The sequence below is a fragment of the Enterovibrio paralichthyis genome (genome assembly GCF_019209835.1).
Classification (GTDB): Bacteria; Pseudomonadota; Gammaproteobacteria; order Enterobacterales; family Vibrionaceae; genus Enterovibrio; species Enterovibrio paralichthyis.
Map to the genome: position 1 here is coordinate 52,666 of NZ_JAHUTS010000014.1, position 17,555 is coordinate 70,220.

Genomic DNA, 17,555 nt, shown 5'->3' on the forward strand with positions numbered 1-17,555 from the left:
GCCCACTCCTAACCTTCGCCGCTGTCAGTACTTGCACTGGTTTCCATCGGTTTGGCTTTACGACCCAGTCCCATTTTTTCTGCTAACACACGAAGCAGCGGCAAAATAAGCACAAAAACGGAGATAGACATAATGGTCAGTGTCAGCGGTCGCTCCCACAGGAAGCTCAAACTACCGTCTGAAATGGTCATCGAGCGACTGAGATTGTTTTCCATGATCCCGCCAAGGATAAAGCCCAGTAGCATTGGCGCCATAGGGAAATCCAGCAAGCGCAGGAATATCGCCACAATGGTGATAATCACCATCATGTTGATATCAAAGGTATTAAAGCTCACCAGATACACACCCGTGATGGAGAAGAACAAAATCAGCGGGATAAGAATTGGACGCGGAATCACCAGCAAACGTGAGATGTAAGGGATCAGCGGCAAGTTCAGGATCAGCAACACCAGGTTACCGAAGTACATGGAGATAATGACCGACCAGAACACATCCGGATTATCGACAAACAGGCGTGGGCCCGGTTGGATGCCATAGGCGATCAGCGCCCCAAGCATAATCGCCGTTGTGCCTGAGCCCGGGATACCCAGCGTCAGCAACGGAACAAATGAACCAGTAGATGCCGCATTGTTTGCTGACTCAGGCGCAGCCAGACCACGCAATGCCCCTTTACCGAACTTCTCTTTCAGCCGCTTTGGCGCGAGATTTCGCTCCAGACCATAAGCTAGGAAAGAAGCAATGGTCGCACCTGCACCAGGCAAAACACCGACCAAGAATCCGAACACAGAAGAACGTGCAATGGTTGGCGCCACTTCTTTCACTTCCTCTTTCGAAAGCTTCATGCTGCCAAGCGCCGCCATATCCATGTCGGGCTCTTCTTCCTTATGCTGGCCTTTCAGCACGGTCATGACAACTTCTGCCAGCGCAAACGTCGCCATTGCCAGAAGCAGGAAGCTGATACCGTCGACCAAATCGATATTGTTAAACGTAAAGCGTGGCGCGCCGGTGATCACATCCGTACCGATAGTGGCAATCATCAGGCCAAAGACTGTCATCGCCATCGCTTTCAGTACCTGCCCTTTACCGGCAAATGCCGATACTGCCGTCAAGCCAAGGATCATCAGCGCAAAATAGTCTGCCGACTGAAAACTCAGGGAAACTTTCGCCAATGCCGGTGCAGCAAACAACAGAATGATCGCGCCAATCGTACCACCGGTAAACGAGGAGTACGCCGCCAGCGCCAGCGCTTTACCCGCCTGACGGTTTTGCGCCATAGGATAACCATCAAACGCGGTCACGACCGTACTTGAACACCCAGGTGCGTTGATCAGAATAGAAGAGGTTGAGCCACCGAAAACGGCTCCGTAGTACACACCCGCCATCAGGATAATGCCTGACGCAGGATCCAATCCGTAAGTAATCGGGATCATCAATGCGACCGCTGAAATCGGCCCCAAACCCGGTAACATGCCGATAAAGGTACCGGCAAAACAGCCAACCACAACCATCAGGATGTTAAAAGGCATTGTCGCTGTGCTTAAGCCTGTTGCGATTCCTTCCCACATAGCCTTAGCCTCCAAACACTTGGGTAAACAAACGACCCGGTGCCAGATAGATATCCAGCAGTTTTGCCAACGTGAACCAGATGCCTACCGCAAAGGGCACTGAGGCAATAAACAAGGTTTTTGGTTTTCTCTCACCGAGAATCCAGTAACCACCAACCAGAAAGAAAACAGTCGCGAGCAGAAAGCCAACCCACTCCAACGCAAAAGCGAAAGCAACAATCAGCACCAAAAGCTTGGTGACCAGAACAAAGTCCAACCCCGCAAGGTTGAGTTTGCTTTCAGCGCCGCGGCGACCTGTCACCAGCATCAATATGCCGAGTACGCCACCCATGTATGAAAGCGCAATAGGTAAAGTCTGGGCATTAAACGGTTCGTACTCATCGCCGGGCAGCATGGGAATTACACGGGCGTAGTACCCGTATGCCACTGAAAGACAGAGAAATATGAGACCACCGATATGGTCTTTAGTGACAACCATCTGACACTCCTTGAACTACAGAAGAAGACGGAACATTCCGTCTTGTTTACTCGGTTGAAGCCTTTCCATTGGCTTCAATTGAGGGCTCAAATGAGCCCTCGGTCTGTTTATTTATTTGAGGAAGCCCAGCTCTTTCATCAGCTCGCCCACTTCCTGCTCCTGACCTTCAAGGAAAGTCACGAACTCTGCACGTGGCTTGTAGATTTCAGTCCAGCCATTGCGGTCACGCACTTCTTTCCATGCATCCGTGGTGTACATTTCTTCCAGTACAGCCGCATACTCGTTCGCTTGTTCATCCGACAGCCCAGGTGCACCAAAGAAGCCGCGCCAGTTGGTGAACTCTGCGTTATAGCCCAGCTCTTTCAGGGTTGGGACATCCGCCGCCGCAGGTGAACGTTCAGGGCCAGTCATCGCAAGGATGCGTACCTCACCGGCGTTTTTCAGCGCCAGCGCTTCAGAGAAACCGGTAGACAGCACCTGGGTTTCACCCGACAACATGCCCGCCATTGCTTTACCACCTGCATCGTAAGCGACATATTTCACGCGCTTTGGATCACCGCCTGCTGCTTTAAAAGCCATTGCTGCAACAAGGTGGTCCATGCCGCCACGGGATGAACCGCCAGCCACAGACACAGAACGAGGATTGGCTTTGTAGTCATCCATCAACTGCGTAAAGTTTTGGTATTTGGAATCTGTCGGCACCACAAAGGCAGCGTAATCACCGATGGTGGCCGCAATCGGCGTCAGGTCGCGGAACGATTGAGGGAAAACTTTCGACAAAGAGCGAATAACAATAGGGGTTGAGTTCACCATCAATGTGTTATCTGCCTGATCCGCCACTTCAATCAGGTGCGCAATGGCTTTACCGCCACCACCGCCAGACATGTTTTCGTAAGAAACCGTCTCGACAAGACCTGCTTTTGACAGCGCTTCACCGGTACCACGCGCGGTGCCATCCCAACCACCACCAGCACCACCAGGTACCAGGAAGTGAATTTCCTCAACGGCCGCATTGGCCATGCCTGCACTCAGTGCTGAAGTGAGCGCCAATGCTGCAACGAGCGAACGTTTTTTGGCGAACAGTGTTGAAATCATAGGTTTTTCCTCATGTCGTGCCGTCCATTGGACGAGATAGTTTTATTCCGAACTACACGCTCAACCTGGCGTTTCAGTGCAATGCACCTATTCGGTTTCTTTGCCCTACGCTTTCAAACCTATTGGCAGGATGAATATCTGGAAAGCTTGTGTGTTTAATGTTTTTTTAAACTTTAAAAAACATTTTGTGCATATTGTTCACTTGCGTGACACACCACAAAGAATCACCATTTCAATAAGATAGATTGAGAGACTCAGGTAACCTGAAACTGCCTGGACATAAACGCGGCCACTGCGCCTGTTCGATGGTTGTAACTAAAAGGTACTGACTACCCATGCTTTCCCTTCGCGCACTCAAGCTGAAAACCCTTATGATGCTCATTCTGGGCATGATGGCGCTACTACAAACCGGATTTATCGGCTATTTTGCCCTTACCTACCTGACACAATCACTGGATGAACAAATAGGCCTGCGCGCATTACACGTCGCCAAAACCATTGCCTCCATTCCTGAAGTGATTGAAGCGGTTGAACAGCGCGACAGCGAATTGCTACAGCCCCTCACCCTCGATCTTGCTTCGGTCAACGATGCCCGTTTTGTCGTGATTGGTGACCGCAATGGCATCCGGCTTGCCCACCCTTCCTGGCAACGCATTGGAAAGCCAATGTACGACGACGATGGCGACCGCAACGAGCCTGCGCTGCTCTATGGCAAACCCTATATCCAGAAAGCAGTGGGAAGCCTTGGGGCATCGGTTCGGGGCAAAGCCCCTATCTTCGACCGCAGTAGCGAAGAGGTGATGGGCATAGTGTCAGTTGGTTTTATGCTGACGTCTGTTGAAGAAACCATTGATCGATACCGGGATACGCTTTACGTCGTTATCGTCATCAGTTTTGTGCTGAGTGTACTGACAGGGCTATGGTTCGCCAGCCATTTCAAAAAAGCCATTTTCGGTCTTGAGCCTGAGCAAATCGGCCGACTGTTTCAGGAGCGGAATGCTACGCTGGAATCCGTCCGCGAAGGGATCATTGCGGTAAACAGCGAAGGCAAGATCACCACCTTCAATAAAGCAGCGGTTGATACCCTTGGTCTGGACGCCAATACACGACTCACCGATCGCCCCATAGAAGAGGTACTGCCAGACAGCCGCCTGATGGAAGTACTGCGCTCCGGTAAACCACAGTTCGATAAAGACGTCTGGCTGCAGGATAGAAACCTGATAGTAAACCGCCTGCCCTTGGTGCAGGACAACAAGATCACCGGCGTGGTTTCCAGTTTCCGCCGTAAGGATGAACTGGATGCGGTGAGTAAACGGCTATCTCAAATCCAACAATATGCCGATACCCTGCGCAGCCAGTCCCACGAGTATTCCAACAAGCTGCATACCATTGCCGGACTTATCCAGATTGGTGCAACCGATGAAGCACTCGCTTTGATTGGGCGGGAAACACAAAGCCACCAAGCACTCATTCAATTGATGGTGGAAGCCGTGCCCGATCCTATCCTTGCCGGTTGCCTCCTCGGGAAATACAACCGTGCCAAAGAGCTTGGTCTGAATCTCGAAATTGACCCAGAAAGCAGCATGAAAGAAATCCCCGATCACATCGCGCGGGAAGAGCTAGTGAGTATCCTCGGCAATCTGATCGACAATGCATTGGAAGCAACGCTCAAAAACAAACACAAGGAAGTACGGCTTTCGATGACAGACCTCGGTAACGACCTGATCTTCGAAATTGAAGACGAAGGCGAAGGGGTTTCGGAGCAGGATCAGGCGCGTATTTTCCAAAAAGGCGTCACCAGTAAAAGCGGCGAAGGACACGGTTACGGACTGCATCTGGTCATCAAACTGCTGCAGAAAATGGGCGGAACAGTCACGCTGGAGCCGGGTGACCAACTCGGCAGCCGGTTTACCGTCTACATCCCGAAGGCTGACTTTTCAGCAAGCTAGCTTAGAGCAATATAGAATTAAGAGAGAAGCAAGGAGTCAGCTGTATCTATGACTGAAAAGATCCGCTTGGTCATCGCTGAAGATGATGTGCAAATTGCAGAAATACAGAAACGCTTTCTGGAACGTATCGACGGCGTCGAACTGGTTGGCATCGCCCACACATTGGAAGATGCCGAAGATCTCGTTGACGTATTCAAACCTGAACTCCTGCTTCTGGACAATCATTTCCCCAACGGCACAGGGCTCGACCTGCTGCGTAAGTTGCGCGCCAATAACAGCGCCACCGACGTTATTCTCATCACAGCGGCAAAAGAAGTGGATACCCTGCGCGACGCACTGCGTGGCGGCGTGTTCTATTACATTCTTAAACCACTGGTGTTTGAGCGTCTGCAGGAAGTGATTGGGCAATATACCGCCCATTTGGAAAAGCTCCACGCAATGGAAAACCTTGCTCAAACCGATGTCGATACGCTGCTCCCCCAGCGAGTGACGGGCAACACGCCTGCACCAGACACACCCCAGCCCAACATCACCCGCCTGCCAAAAGGTATCGACGGCATCACGCTGGATAAAATCCGCTCGGTATTCTCCGGCTCTACCGAATCATTCAATGCAGAAGAAGTCGGTGCATTAATTGGGGCAAGCCGCACCACGGCAAGGCGGTATCTTGAATACATGGTCAGCACCCAAGAACTCGAAGCGCAGGTAAATTACGGCAGTGTTGGTCGCCCGGAAAGGCGCTACATTCAAGCGACCTGAATGCGGCTGAAAACCACCGCGCAGCCTTCTTTTTAAACCAGACATTCATGACAAGTCAGGCAGTTCAGCTTCTTGCCAAGCCAGTTGGCATTGGCGCTGCCTGTGATCCTGGTTGTACAAATGATAAACGACATATTTAGTTATAGTGCGCTAGATGCACTCTCCTCGATTTCTGATCCCCAACCCGCTAGGCTCTGAGGAATACCCCACCAAATCTTGATATACACGATGAATCGGAACACCAAGACGTCAACCTCAAACCACCCGCATCAAGAATTGACGGCGCGCGTTACCCTGCCTGTCGATTTCCGCCTTCAGGATTTCCTTACCTTTCACCGGCGTGACAAAACCGAGCTTTGCGAGCGGGTTTCCGACAATAGCGTTGAAAAGGCGATGCTGATTAACGGCGTGCCATGCTGCCTTATTCTGACGCTGTCGCAAAACAGTGCTGAAATCTCGCTGGCCGTTGACGGTGATACCGCTCCCCTCACCCCGCAAGCACTGGAAACTTTGCTGCGCCATATGCTCGGGTTAACGCAGGATATTTCGGCGTTTGAGGAAGCGTACAAAAACGATGCGAATATCTCCCGGCTTCTTAAACACAGTCATGGCCTGCGCATACCCCAAACTGGCACACCGTTTGAAGCCATTACCTGGGCAATTACCGGACAGCTCATCAGCGTGGAAGCTGCGGTGTCTATCCGTCGCAGGCTGATAGAGAAAACCGGTGTGCCACACAGTTGCGGATTGCTTTGCCAACCGGATGCTGGCTTGCTTGCCGCTACGGGTATCAGTATCTATCGCGAATGTGGCTATTCCAACTCCAAAGCCACTACCATCCAGCGCGTTGCGCAGCAGTTGGTTGATGGTGAGCTCTCCCTTTCCCTTGATGATGACCCAGCCGCAATTGCCAAAAACCTGCTGGCGGTTAAAGGTGTCGGCCCTTGGACAGTGAGCTACACCCTGCTTCGCGGCTTTGGTTATCTCGATGGTTCGCTGCATGGTGATGTGGCTGTCAGACGCAATTTACAACGGCTTTTGGCACTTGAAGAGAAGCCTTCAGAGAAGGAAACCCAGCAATGGTTGGCGCCTTTTTCCCCTTACCGGGCGCTGGTTGCTGCCCATTTATGGGCGATGCAATCCGATCAGGGATACTAAAGCTGGTTAAAACAGGAACAATCTGGCGCTGAAACAAGCAGTTGAACGTTCCAACGTGCCACAGTTGCAGAACCTCCGTAATCATTGCGGTATGCTCCACCGACCTTCGAACCGTGATCAATGACACATTTATGCTTTATCAGAACATGCTGGGATACCGGTATCCCAAGGGACCATTCGCCATGGTCAGCGTTTACACCTTCACCGGCGCAGCGGTGGTCACCTCGACGGTTTTCTCACTACTGTTGTTTCTTTCCATTGACGATAACCCGTTAATGAAGGCCCTTTTCGGCACACTGGCGATTATTTTTGAGGCGGGTAAATTCTACGCCTGGTATGAATATGGCGAGCGCCGCGCACACCGTAATTACACCGGTGCGCTGACGGCTCTGGTTTTCTATCTGGTACTGGCAGCCATTTCTATTGGCGGCAGTATTGGCGGCATTAACAGTGCGACCAATAAAGCGCAGGGTGTCATTTCGATTCAAGAAGCCAAAGTCGCCGCCTATGACCGTCAAATCGCCGCGCTCGACAAGCAAATTGAACTGAACAACCTTGCGGCCCAGAAGTACATTGAAATGGAACGCATTGCGACAGGCGTGACCCGCATTCAGGAACAAAACAACCGTCTGCGTGAAGAACAAATCCGTCTGGCGACTGAACGCGATTCCCTGCCGCCGGTTTCACAAGGTTCAGCAATCGGCCTGATTGATAGCCTGGCGAAAGCGTTTGACGTTTCCCAGCAAGCTGCGCAATTTGGTTTGGTGGTGTTCCTTTCTATCCTACTGGATCTGTTTGCGGCGTTTTTTGTGGGTGTGATTGGTGAAGAATTGCGTTTCCGCCGCTTCTACCAAAGCCATGCCGACTTTGATGTCACGACCAAGGATGTGCCTCAGCCGATTGGCTACCTTGAGCACAAACCGCAGCTGGATGCGGAGAACATTGCATCCGCAGAGCCGGAAGTACCACTAACCATGGAAGAAAAAATCCGCAAGGCAGTCGGAGATGGTGTGATCACCTGCTCGAAAAAAGCGGTGGCAAAACACTTCCTGATGAACAGCGACGATGTCGACCAACTGTTTGAACAAATGATGGAAGCCGGCACCATCGGCCAGAAGGCGAACAAGCACTACTATCTGGTTTCATGATCAAAGAGAGCGCCCACCGGCGCTCTTCTTTTCTCTGCTCAAATACCCTTTAGGCTTCAGGCTCTACCTTTTTCATCCCGCTACTCTCCATCATATTCGTTGCCGGTTGAGCTTTTTCCATAGTCTGCGGTTTGATGGTATCAATCACCATTTTCAAATCGTCAATCAAGCCTTCGTTTTGGCTGTTTTGAGCTTCCAGTGTTGAAACCTGGGCGGACAGCGTTTCCTTTTCCTGTTGCGACACCATCAGGTCAGCCTGAACGGCATCCAGCTTTGCCATTAACGCAGCGAGCTGCGGATCTACATCAGTTGAACCGGTCAGCGACTGCGCTTTCTCTTCCATTGCCAACGCCTGTTGCTGCATAGGCTGGTCTCGGAGGTCGTCATGTTGCATTGCCTGCGCAATCGCATGCAGCTGGTTTTCAAGCTCCAAAATCAGCGGTTCAAACTTGCCGTCGTCGACATTCCTGAAACGCTTCACCTCCTGACCGATATGTTTAAGGTGCTCAATTTCAAAGGTGACATCACCAACTGCAGAAGCGATGACGGCCTTATCCCGAGGGTTGGCAGTGACGGTTACCACCGCCTGCTCCAGCGACGCATTGGCTTTGGTAAAGCTGATGGGAGCCGCGGTTTTAAACCCTTCCTTTCTCAGCAATGCAATATCGCTTTTCAAGGGTTCGATATTCAGTTTGAGCGCAACGGCCACCTCAAGCTTCTTCGCATCGGCAAGAAACTCAGCCTGACCAACCTGCGCATCGTCGATATCGTTATCCGCCACGTCTTCAAACAACGCCCGGTAGTCAGAGGCCAGTCGCTTGTAGCGCGAGGCAAAATGCTGTTCAGCTTCGATACTGTCCAGGTACGCCATCTCCGCAATTGCGGGGGCTAACAATGAATCCGCTTCTGATTTGAGTGACTGCAACTTGTCGTAGAGCGAGGACACCGCCAAAAGACGTTTATCAAATACCTCCGCATAAGTGCCGGATGAAAATACGGAGTAGCTTTCTGTCGCTTTGCCAGGATTGGAGGCAAAGTCTTCATAAACATCGACGGCTTCAGACCATGCATCAAAAAGGTCTTCCACAAGATCCTTGTCGTAAAGACGGAGAGATTTGCTCTCTTCCATTTTCACCAACCAGGATTCATAACTGGATTTTGAAGCCTCATAAACCTTCAAGGTGTTCTGGCTTTCCTGCGATGCTTTGTTGGTTTCGGATGCAATCTGACGTGGTTCTGTGGTTGACTGACAGGCACTGAGCAAAGTGGCTAACGCAACGGCGCACACAGTCGCTTTGACGAGTTTCATCGGCTAATCCCCATTTAATGACAGAATCCGCACCGCTTATTTCTTATTATTTGTTGTTTTATATGAATAATTTTCACTGCTTTGCGGGCGGAGTATTTGAATGACACAGGTTAAATTTAGCCCTGCGGCTCACGCCCCATTCGCATTTTTATGTGACATTAATCACGTTAACTCTTGTAATTCTTACACCACGAAATCCGGTATTGATAATTCATTGAATAGGCAATGAGTTACCTCTAAACGTTATAAAAACACATGCCAGAGAGGGCAATTACCGGGACTGTTTGGGTCAGCCCCAGCAAGCAGCTGTTCATTATATTGCACACAAAAATCACAAAACGGTTATTGGAATCACTGTTTTCCAACGGCATGCCTCCCACGGCTTGCACTGTGATGATTCCGCCGTTAGTCTGACATTTAGCGTATTCACCCATACATGGACACGGATAATGGATCAGATTAATAACCTATCGTTGCTTTCTGCAATGTGCGAAAACGTGAACAGTGCTATCGCTGTAACCAACCCGGCAGATGGAAATGTATTGGGCTATATCCCATCACACAGCCGCGAGACCATAGAAAGAGCCATCCTTGCCGCCGAGTCCGCACAAAAAGAATGGGCGAAAACGACCGCAAAACAGCGCGCTGAAATCCTGAACCGTTGGTATCAGTTACTAATGGATAATCAGGAAGATCTGGCGCGGATCATGACACTCGAACAAGGTAAACCATTGGCAGAATCCCGTGGTGAAGTCGCCTACGGTGCTTCGTTTGTTCAATGGTTTGCTGAAGAAGGCAAACGTGCCTACGGCGAAACCATACCGGCACCACTGGGTGATCGACGCATTATGACTATCCGCCAGCCTGTGGGCGTTGCTGCTGCCATCACGCCGTGGAATTTCCCGATTGCAATGATCACCCGCAAAGCTGCCCCTGCTCTCGCGGCAGGTTGCGCCTTTATTGCCAAACCGGCAGCGCAGACACCACTTAGCGCCTATGCCGTAGCAGAATTGGCTTACCAAGCGGGATTACCCCGTGCTTTGCTACCTATCGTTACGACTACAGAAGCAGCGATGGTGGGTGAACTGTTTTGCAGCAGTCCGCATATCCAGAAAATCTCCTTTACCGGCTCTACCAATGTCGGCCGTATCCTGATGAAACAGAGTGCTGAGACCGTGAAGCGTGCTTCTATGGAGCTGGGCGGCAACGCACCGTTTATCGTCTTTGACGATGCAGATATTGATTCGGCGGTAAAAGGGGCTATCGCGTCTAAATTCCGCAACGCCGGTCAAACCTGCGTTTGTGCCAACCGTTTCTATGTTCATGACGCCGTTTACGATGTGTTTGTGGCGAAATTCGTTACTGCGGTTGAAGCACTGAAAGTCGGAAATGGCCTGGAAGACGGCGTGGCTATTGGCCCGTTAATTGATGAGCCAGCTAAAGCCAAAATCCAGTCGCTGCTCGACAATGCCGTTACTCAAGGCGCGAAATTGGCCTGTGGCGGACGTGATCTGGGTGGTCAGTTCTTTGAGCCCACGGTGCTGACCAATGTCAGCCATGATATGGCGATCGTTCAGGATGAAATCTTTGGCCCTATCGCACCGGTTATCCGCTTTTCTGACGAGAACGAGCTGGTTGAAATGGCGAACGACACCATTTATGGCCTTGCCAGCTACTTCTACAGTAAAGACATCAACCGCGTGTTCCGTGTTGCAGAGGCACTGGAATATGGCATGGTTGGCGTGAACGAAGGCATTATTTCCACCGAAGTGGCCCCCTTTGGCGGGGTAAAACAGTCCGGCATTGGGCGCGAAGGCGCCCGTGAGGGTCTGAATGAGTACCTGAACACCAAATACATCTGCCTGGGCGGTATGTAAACACTGTTCATCATCCTCACAAAACAGGCAGAGCTACGGCTCTGCTTTTTACTCACTGTGTTGCACATTGTCCAATTCAGCCAATCCTAACTATGCTTCAATTAATCAACAAAATACTTGGTGTGCTACATAAGATCGGAGGATATAAATGGCGATTATGGATGAAATTGACGCCGCCGTAAGTGCCCATGGAAAATGGAAACACAAACTGCGAATTGCCATTGATACCGGAGAATGTGAGTCCACCCCTGCCCGCGTGAAACTCGATACCAATTGTTCGTTTGGTAAATGGCTCCATTACCGCATGGACGAACAATACAAAGAAACACCCCACTATGACGAAATTGTCACCCTGCACGCCGCCTTCCACCGTGAAGCGGGCACTATTTTGGAAATCGCATTAAACGGCGATAAAGAGACCGCCAATCAGCGAATGAAAATGGGCAGTGACTTTTCTGTGTTGTCAGCAAACCTCACCGCCAAGATGCGCGAATGGCAGCATTGGCTGCAGAAAAACGGCGTGAATTAATTCCAGCGGAAAAACAACCTCTTGGGTTTAACGCAGCCACAACGCTAAGTGCATAATTTACCGCATGGTATTCACCAAAAATTAACCCACCGCCGGCTCACGCTGCTGCTAAAACTAGCAACCCGCATAAAAATTCCGCAAACGGTCTTCCCAAACGCGCCCACTTTCCTTTAATGTGAAGCCCGACAGCGTATTTTCGTTTAACAGTGCGAAACTACGCGACATTGAAATGAGAACAACAAGGTAAAACGAGATGTCTGACGTACCTTCAGCTGCAATCGACGTTGCAGCAACTGCGCAAACTGCTGCTGAATCTTCTGGCGCAATCTGGCCATACGTGGTGGGTGGTATCGCCCTTGTCATCGCAGCAGGCTACTGGGGCTTCAAGCGTATGAATCGCCCAACTTTCCTTATCAAGCAGATTCGTCGCCGTAATCTGAAAGCGATGAAGAAAGAAGGTATCGAGAGTTCAGAAGCGACAGCGGATCTGGACCGACTACTGACTTCTATCGAGTCGTATGCGGTAGAAAAAGAAATGAAAGGCTCAGACATGCTTAAGCTTCTGACGCCATTGAACGACCAAAACCGCATGAAAAGCGCGAAAGATATGTACCTCACCATGCAACACATCGCCCGTGAAATCGGTGATACACGTCTGGCCGGTGAATTCAAATCTAAGTCTTCTGGCGTGAAATCAAGCTCTAAGCTGATGGCTGGTCTGCTGAAACGCGCGGGTATCTAAACCCAAACCTTCAGGACAACACGAATATTAAACGGACACCCAAAGGTGTCCGTTTTGTTTTTGCGTCTGCCGCGTTACTTCATGGTCACTTTGCCACCAACCACTTTAAAGGCGGGTGTTCCCCGTACCAAAGTCTCTCTGGCAAACACACTGCCACATCCCGGACATTGGCAAGGCGTGGTGGTATAATCTGCCACAATTCTCTCTTTCCAACACTTCGTCAGCGCCCCTTTTCCGCCCTTTTTATATTTGAACAACAGGGTTTTACACTTGGCGCAAATGATATCAACGGAACGCTCCGGCATCTTTTTATTTGGTTTAGCCATTCTATCCCCCGGAAAATTGCCAGACGCTCATTCTACTAAAGTCGAATTCGCAATGAAAAACTGAGATAGCGCTTAGGTTTATCACTCTCAAATTAACAGCCCGTTTACATTTTTAGCTATCCTTTCTCCGTTTACTGCGTGAGCCTGTACCCCACCCACGGCTTCGCTTCTCAGCCAACGAAGGAACTCTTCCACAACGGAGTGTTATATGAAAATCAAAGCGTTGCTCAAATCACTATCCATCGCCACCGTGATTTCATTTGCCGGTATGCAAAGTGCCACGGCGCAGGATCGGGACTATATTCTCGCTACCGCATCCACAGGCGGAACTTACTATCCTGTGGGCGTCGCACTGGCAACCCTGAGTAAAGTAAAGCTGGAGCCTCAATATAAGTTCGCACTCTCTGCTATCAGCTCTGCGGGTTCCGGTGAAAACATCAAACTGCTGCGTGAAAACGAAGCGCAATTCGCCATCCTTCAGGGTTTGTATGGTGCCTGGGCATGGAGCGGTGAAGGCAAGCTGAAGCAGTCCGGCCCTCAGAAAGAACTGCGTTCTGTCTCCATGCTTTGGCAAAACGTAGAGCACTTTGTTGTGCTGAGCGACCTCGCTAAAACCGGCACCATGTCAGATATGAAAAACCTGGACGGCAAGAAGTTCTCTATCGGCAAGAAAAACTCAGGTACCGAAGGTTCTGGCCTGCAGATCCTGGGCGGCCTTGGCATTGATGCAGACAAGCTGGACTTTGCCTACCTTGGTTATGGCGCGAGCGCTGACGCCCTGCAAAACGGCACCGTTGACGGCATGAACACTCCGGCCGGTGTACCGGTCAGTGCCGTAACCCGCGCCTATGCCGCTATGGGTGACAAAATCACCATCCTTGGTTTTACCGACGAGGAAATGAAAGAAGCCAATGGCAACTACAACCTCTGGACCCGCTTTGTCATCGCACCTAACACTTACCCAGGCCAGACAGAAGCGGTAGAAACGGTTGCACAGCCTAACTTCCTTGCGGTTCGCAGCGATGTGACCGACGAAGATGTTTACCTGCTGACCAAAACCATCTACGAAAACCTCGCTTTCCTAAATGGTATCCACAAAGCCACAACCGCGATGTCACTGCAAAAAGCCATCGACGGCCTGCCAGTGCCACTGCATCCGGGTGCAGCGAAATACTACAAAGAACAAGGCCTGACGATCCCGGCTCATCTGATCGCCGAGTAAACCAGACAGCGCCGGCTCCAGTCGGCGCTTTGCTGTTTAGCCACACCACCCAAAAGGACGTCGTGCCTTTCGCACGCTAGAGGGAACATGACAAATACTTCTTCCCAACCATCGCCACAGGAAAAGGATTCCGACCTCTCCCAGTTTGAACTGACACAGCGAACGGATTTCCCTCTGCTGACCCGCGTTGTTACGGTTATCGGCATTTTGCTGTCTCTGGTTCATATTTGGTTCAATACGTTGGCTACCCTGCCCGAGCTATGGGTTTCCGCCGCCCACTTCGCCGGATTTTCGGTGATGTGCGCCCTTACCTATCCTGCAGCCGCCAAATGGCGTACCAGTCGCTTCGCTCTAGCGATTGATATCGGCATCGCTGTTGCTGCGGTTGCCTGCCTGGTTTACCTCATTCTGGGGGAAGATGCGCTCTACGAGCGGGGCGTGAAGTTTGTTACCTCTGATTGGGTGTTCTCGATTATCGCGATTCTGATCGCGCTAGAGCTTATCCGGCGTACCATGGGCTGGTTTATTCCCTGCCTGATCGTCGTGGCGCTGACCTATGTCATTTGGTGGGGAAGCTGGATTGACGGCATTTTTGCCTTCCCTGGCCTCTCTGCAGAAACCGTGCTTTACCGAGCATTCTATAGTTCGGACGGCATGTTTGGCCCCATTTCGCGGATCTCATGGAGCTACGTCTTCATGTTCATTCTGTTTGGGGCATTTTTGGTAAAATCTGGCGCCGGTGACTACATTATCGACCTTTCCCGTGCAGCCGCCGGCCGCGTTATCGGTGGCCCCGGTTTTGTCGCAGTTTTGGGCTCTGGCTTGATGGGCTCGGTTTCCGGCTCCAGCGTGGCAAACACGGTTTCTACCGGCGTTATCACCATTCCTATGATGAAAAAGGCAGGCTTTCCTGCCCGTTTTGCCGCTGGCGTCGAGGCCGCTGCTTCAACCGGGGGGCAATTGATGCCGCCGGTGATGGGAGCCGGAGCCTTTATCATGGCGTCATACACCCAGATCCCGTATGTAGAAATCATTGCTGTCTCCTTTGCCCCGGCGTTGATTTACTTCCTCTCTGTTGCATTTTTTGTGCGTATTGAAGCCAAACGCTCTGGCGTCCATCAGGTTGAAGCTGACACGCCATCGATGTTTTCCGTGTTTATTTCGGGGTGGCATTTCCTGATCCCGCTGGCAGTTCTGGTTGCCCTGTTGATCATGGATTTCACCCCGACTTACGCGGCGGGCATTTCGATCATTTCGGTCATCCTCGCTTCCTGGCTGTCCCCCAACCGGATGGGTTTTGCCGACATTCTCGATGCGTTGGCACAGGGTGCGCGCAATATGGCAACCACGGCGGTGCTCCTCACCGGTATTGGCCTTGTCGTAAACGTGATCAGTACCACAGGTATCGGGAATACCTTCTCCCTGATGGTGAATGACTGGGCGGGCGGCAGCCTGTTTATCATGTTGCTGCTGGTGGCAATTGCCTCTTTGATTCTGGGGATGGGATTGCCGGTTACCGCGTCATATATCGTGTTGGGTACCCTTTCCGCTCCAGCTATTTATGGCCTGATCGCAGAACAACAATTGCTGGATCTGCTTGCAAACGGCCAGCTGCCAGAGGAAGCCAAAACCATCTTTATGCTGGTTGCGCCAGACCAACTTGCTGCCCTCGGCGCCCCCATGTCGTTTGAATCAGCCATCGAGCTGCTCGGCAAAGTACCGGAAGATTTCAAAGCCACGCTACTGGAACAATCTCTGGGGCCTGCCACTGTCGGCCTGGCTCTGCTTTCTGCGCACCTCATCATCTTCTGGCTGTCGCAGGACAGTAACGTCACACCGCCGGTTTGTTTGACTGCCTTTGCAGCCGCAACCATTGCACGCACGCCGCCCATGGCGACAGGGTTCACCGCATGGAAAATCGCCAAAGGATTGTATCTGGTGCCGTTGTTGATGGCTTATACACCCTTGGTTGCCGGTGATTTTGAGCAAGTGGTGGTGATTACCGTGTTCGCTATTATCGGCGTGTGGGCGCTTATCGCTGGCTTGGAAGGTTATCTCGAAGGCCCTATCAATATCTTTCTGCGGGCAGTAGTTTTCGGATTGGGCGCACTGATGATGTGGCCGGGACTTGACCTCATTGTCCGGATCGCCGCCGCCGTCGCCTTTGGTCTTCTGGTCGTTTATAGCTCGCGAAATGGTGCGCAGCCCAGCCCTGCTTAACTGACACAACAGCACAAACTCAAAGCGCGCCTTCCGGCGCGCTTTATGGTTCACGTAGTTGTTATTTTTATCGCAAGGCTCAGTCTTTCAGGATAAAGCTGTCCATCAAGCCGACCATACGGCCGATCTCCGGTTTGGTAATGGTGTCATTCGCACCCAAATCCATGGCTTTGCGACGGTTGTCATCACTCATCAGTGACGAGAACATCACGATCGGAATGGTCTTGAATTCCTCAATTTCCCTTAGCCGTTTCACCAGGTGCATGCCATCCATTTTTGGCATTTCCACGTCACTGACAACACCGTCGACGAACTCGGAAATCGGTAAGTTTTCCTCGTTACACAATTTGACGAATTCCATCATATTGTCCAGGCCTTCCTGCCCGTCTTTCGCGGTGATCACGTTATAGCCCGCAGAGCGCAAGGTGTTCTCAATCAAGCGTCGGATAAAGGCGGAGTCATCAACCACCAGCACAGTCTTGGCTTCACGCTTTGCCACCATGGCATCGTCGATAACCACACGCTTGTCTTTGGTGACATCGTATTTTTCCATGCTGAGTTCAGGGTTGATATCAGCGATGATTTTTTCGAAGTCGAGGATCATGATGAGGTTGGATTCCTGACGCACCACCGCCACAACACAGTCCTGATCAGAAGCCTCAAGAAACTGGCTGGGAGATTCCACTTCTTCCCAGGAGATACGGTGGATACGGCTGACGCTGTCGACCAGGAACCCATTCGACATGCGGTTAAAGTCGGTGACGATAACCACTTTGCTGTCAATGCTGTCTTTGGTGGGAACACCGAGCCAACCAGCCAAATCCACCAGCGGGATCAGCTTTCCGCGTAACGAAAAAACGCCCAGCACATTGGGCTGTGCGTTGGGGTAATCCGTGGTCTCCGGTACCCGGATAACTTCACGTACTTTGGCGACGTTGATGCCGTAGTAACAGACTTTCTTGGTGCCGTCCGGCAACATTTTTTCCAGACGAAATTCAATTATCTCAAGTTCATTGGTTCCGCTTTCGGTCAGAATGGTTGTTTTTGGTTCTGTACTCATACCAAATCTCTAGGCTGATAGAGGCAAAAAGAAATATGTCCTCTATCAGCATAGTCTTAATCTACAGACAGATGCGTCATTTGGTAAATTTATTCCCCACCTCCAGTAGACTGGGTGC

The 17,555-nt window shown here is 51.2% G+C and carries 15 protein-coding genes; 9 read left to right on the plus strand and 6 right to left on the minus strand.

Annotated elements, in window-relative coordinates; genetic code table 11:
• Window positions 1-8 precede the first annotated feature (8 nt).
• The 3 genes from KU854_RS16080 to KU854_RS16090 all read right to left on the minus strand — a co-directional run bounded on the left by KU854_RS16080 (window position 9) and on the right by KU854_RS16090 (window position 3,138).
• Window positions 9-1,565, minus strand: a complete 1,557-nt coding sequence (locus KU854_RS16080) for a tripartite tricarboxylate transporter permease (RefSeq protein WP_218359452.1) — start codon at window positions 1,563-1,565, stop codon at window positions 9-11.
• Window positions 1,566-1,569: 4 nt separating this feature from the next.
• Window positions 1,570-2,043 carry a tripartite tricarboxylate transporter TctB family protein gene (locus tag KU854_RS16085; RefSeq protein ID WP_218359453.1) on the minus strand — a complete coding sequence of 158 codons (474 nt, stop codon included), beginning with the start codon at window positions 2,041-2,043 and terminating at the stop codon, window positions 1,570-1,572.
• 111 nt (window positions 2,044-2,154) lie between these two features.
• A complete protein-coding gene (locus KU854_RS16090; protein WP_054778316.1) occupies window positions 2,155-3,138 on the minus strand; it encodes a tripartite tricarboxylate transporter substrate binding protein in 984 nt (327 codons plus the stop codon).
• Between the two features lie 335 nt (window positions 3,139-3,473).
• Here KU854_RS16090 and KU854_RS16095 point away from each other — a divergent pair, with 335 nt between their 5' ends.
• The 4 genes from KU854_RS16095 (at window position 3,474) to KU854_RS16110 (ending at window position 8,152) form a co-directional block, all read left to right on the plus strand.
• Window positions 3,474-5,087 (plus strand): ATP-binding protein, encoded by a 1,614-nt coding sequence (locus KU854_RS16095; RefSeq protein ID WP_218359454.1) that lies wholly within the window; start codon window positions 3,474-3,476, stop codon window positions 5,085-5,087.
• A 48-nt stretch (window positions 5,088-5,135) separates the two neighbouring features.
• Window positions 5,136-5,846 (plus strand): response regulator, encoded by a 711-nt coding sequence (locus KU854_RS16100; RefSeq protein WP_218359455.1) that lies wholly within the window; start codon window positions 5,136-5,138, stop codon window positions 5,844-5,846.
• Window positions 5,847-6,074: 228 nt separating this feature from the next.
• Entirely contained in the window at window positions 6,075-7,004 is a 930-nt protein-coding gene (locus KU854_RS16105) for a DNA-3-methyladenine glycosylase family protein (RefSeq protein WP_218359456.1), read from the plus strand.
• A gap of 131 nt (window positions 7,005-7,135) precedes the next feature.
• Complete coding sequence (locus KU854_RS16110) at window positions 7,136-8,152, plus strand: bZIP transcription factor (RefSeq protein ID WP_218359457.1); 1,017 nt, start codon at window positions 7,136-7,138, stop codon at window positions 8,150-8,152.
• 49 nt (window positions 8,153-8,201) lie between these two features.
• Here the strand turns inward: KU854_RS16110 and KU854_RS16115 are convergent, their stop codons facing one another.
• Window positions 8,202-9,461, minus strand: coding sequence for a hypothetical protein (locus tag KU854_RS16115; protein ID WP_218359458.1), 1,260 nt, complete (start codon window positions 9,459-9,461; stop codon window positions 8,202-8,204).
• Window positions 9,462-9,910: 449 nt separating this feature from the next.
• Between KU854_RS16115 and KU854_RS16120 the strand changes: the two genes are divergently transcribed.
• The 3 genes from KU854_RS16120 to KU854_RS16130 all read left to right on the plus strand — a co-directional run bounded on the left by KU854_RS16120 (window position 9,911) and on the right by KU854_RS16130 (window position 12,609).
• Window positions 9,911-11,338, plus strand: a complete 1,428-nt coding sequence (locus KU854_RS16120; protein WP_218359459.1) for an NAD-dependent succinate-semialdehyde dehydrogenase — start codon at window positions 9,911-9,913, stop codon at window positions 11,336-11,338.
• A 148-nt stretch (window positions 11,339-11,486) separates the two neighbouring features.
• A complete protein-coding gene (locus KU854_RS16125; RefSeq protein ID WP_218359460.1) occupies window positions 11,487-11,867 on the plus strand; it encodes a CZB domain-containing protein in 381 nt (126 codons plus the stop codon).
• Window positions 11,868-12,120: 253 nt separating this feature from the next.
• Window positions 12,121-12,609, plus strand: coding sequence for a hypothetical protein (locus KU854_RS16130; protein ID WP_218359461.1), 489 nt, complete (start codon window positions 12,121-12,123; stop codon window positions 12,607-12,609).
• A 74-nt stretch (window positions 12,610-12,683) separates the two neighbouring features.
• On the opposite strand, the gene KU854_RS16135 is transcribed toward KU854_RS16130, so the two are convergent.
• The gene (locus KU854_RS16135) at window positions 12,684-12,935 is read right to left on the minus strand and encodes a hypothetical protein (protein ID WP_218359462.1); all 252 of its coding nucleotides are present in this window, start codon (window positions 12,933-12,935) and stop codon (window positions 12,684-12,686) included.
• Window positions 12,936-13,143: 208 nt separating this feature from the next.
• On the opposite strand from KU854_RS16135, the gene KU854_RS16140 reads away from it, so the two are divergent.
• Both KU854_RS16140 and KU854_RS16145 read left to right on the plus strand, forming a co-directional pair.
• Window positions 13,144-14,157 carry a TAXI family TRAP transporter solute-binding subunit gene (locus KU854_RS16140; protein WP_218359463.1) on the plus strand — a complete coding sequence of 338 codons (1,014 nt, stop codon included), beginning with the start codon at window positions 13,144-13,146 and terminating at the stop codon, window positions 14,155-14,157.
• A gap of 87 nt (window positions 14,158-14,244) precedes the next feature.
• The gene (locus KU854_RS16145) at window positions 14,245-16,377 is read left to right on the plus strand and encodes a TRAP transporter permease (protein ID WP_218359464.1); all 2,133 of its coding nucleotides are present in this window, start codon (window positions 14,245-14,247) and stop codon (window positions 16,375-16,377) included.
• A 79-nt stretch (window positions 16,378-16,456) separates the two neighbouring features.
• Here KU854_RS16145 and KU854_RS16150 read toward each other — a convergent pair whose 3' ends face one another.
• Window positions 16,457-17,437 (minus strand): chemotaxis protein CheV, encoded by a 981-nt coding sequence (locus KU854_RS16150; RefSeq protein ID WP_218359465.1) that lies wholly within the window; start codon window positions 17,435-17,437, stop codon window positions 16,457-16,459.
• Window positions 17,438-17,555: the final 118 nt, after the last annotated feature.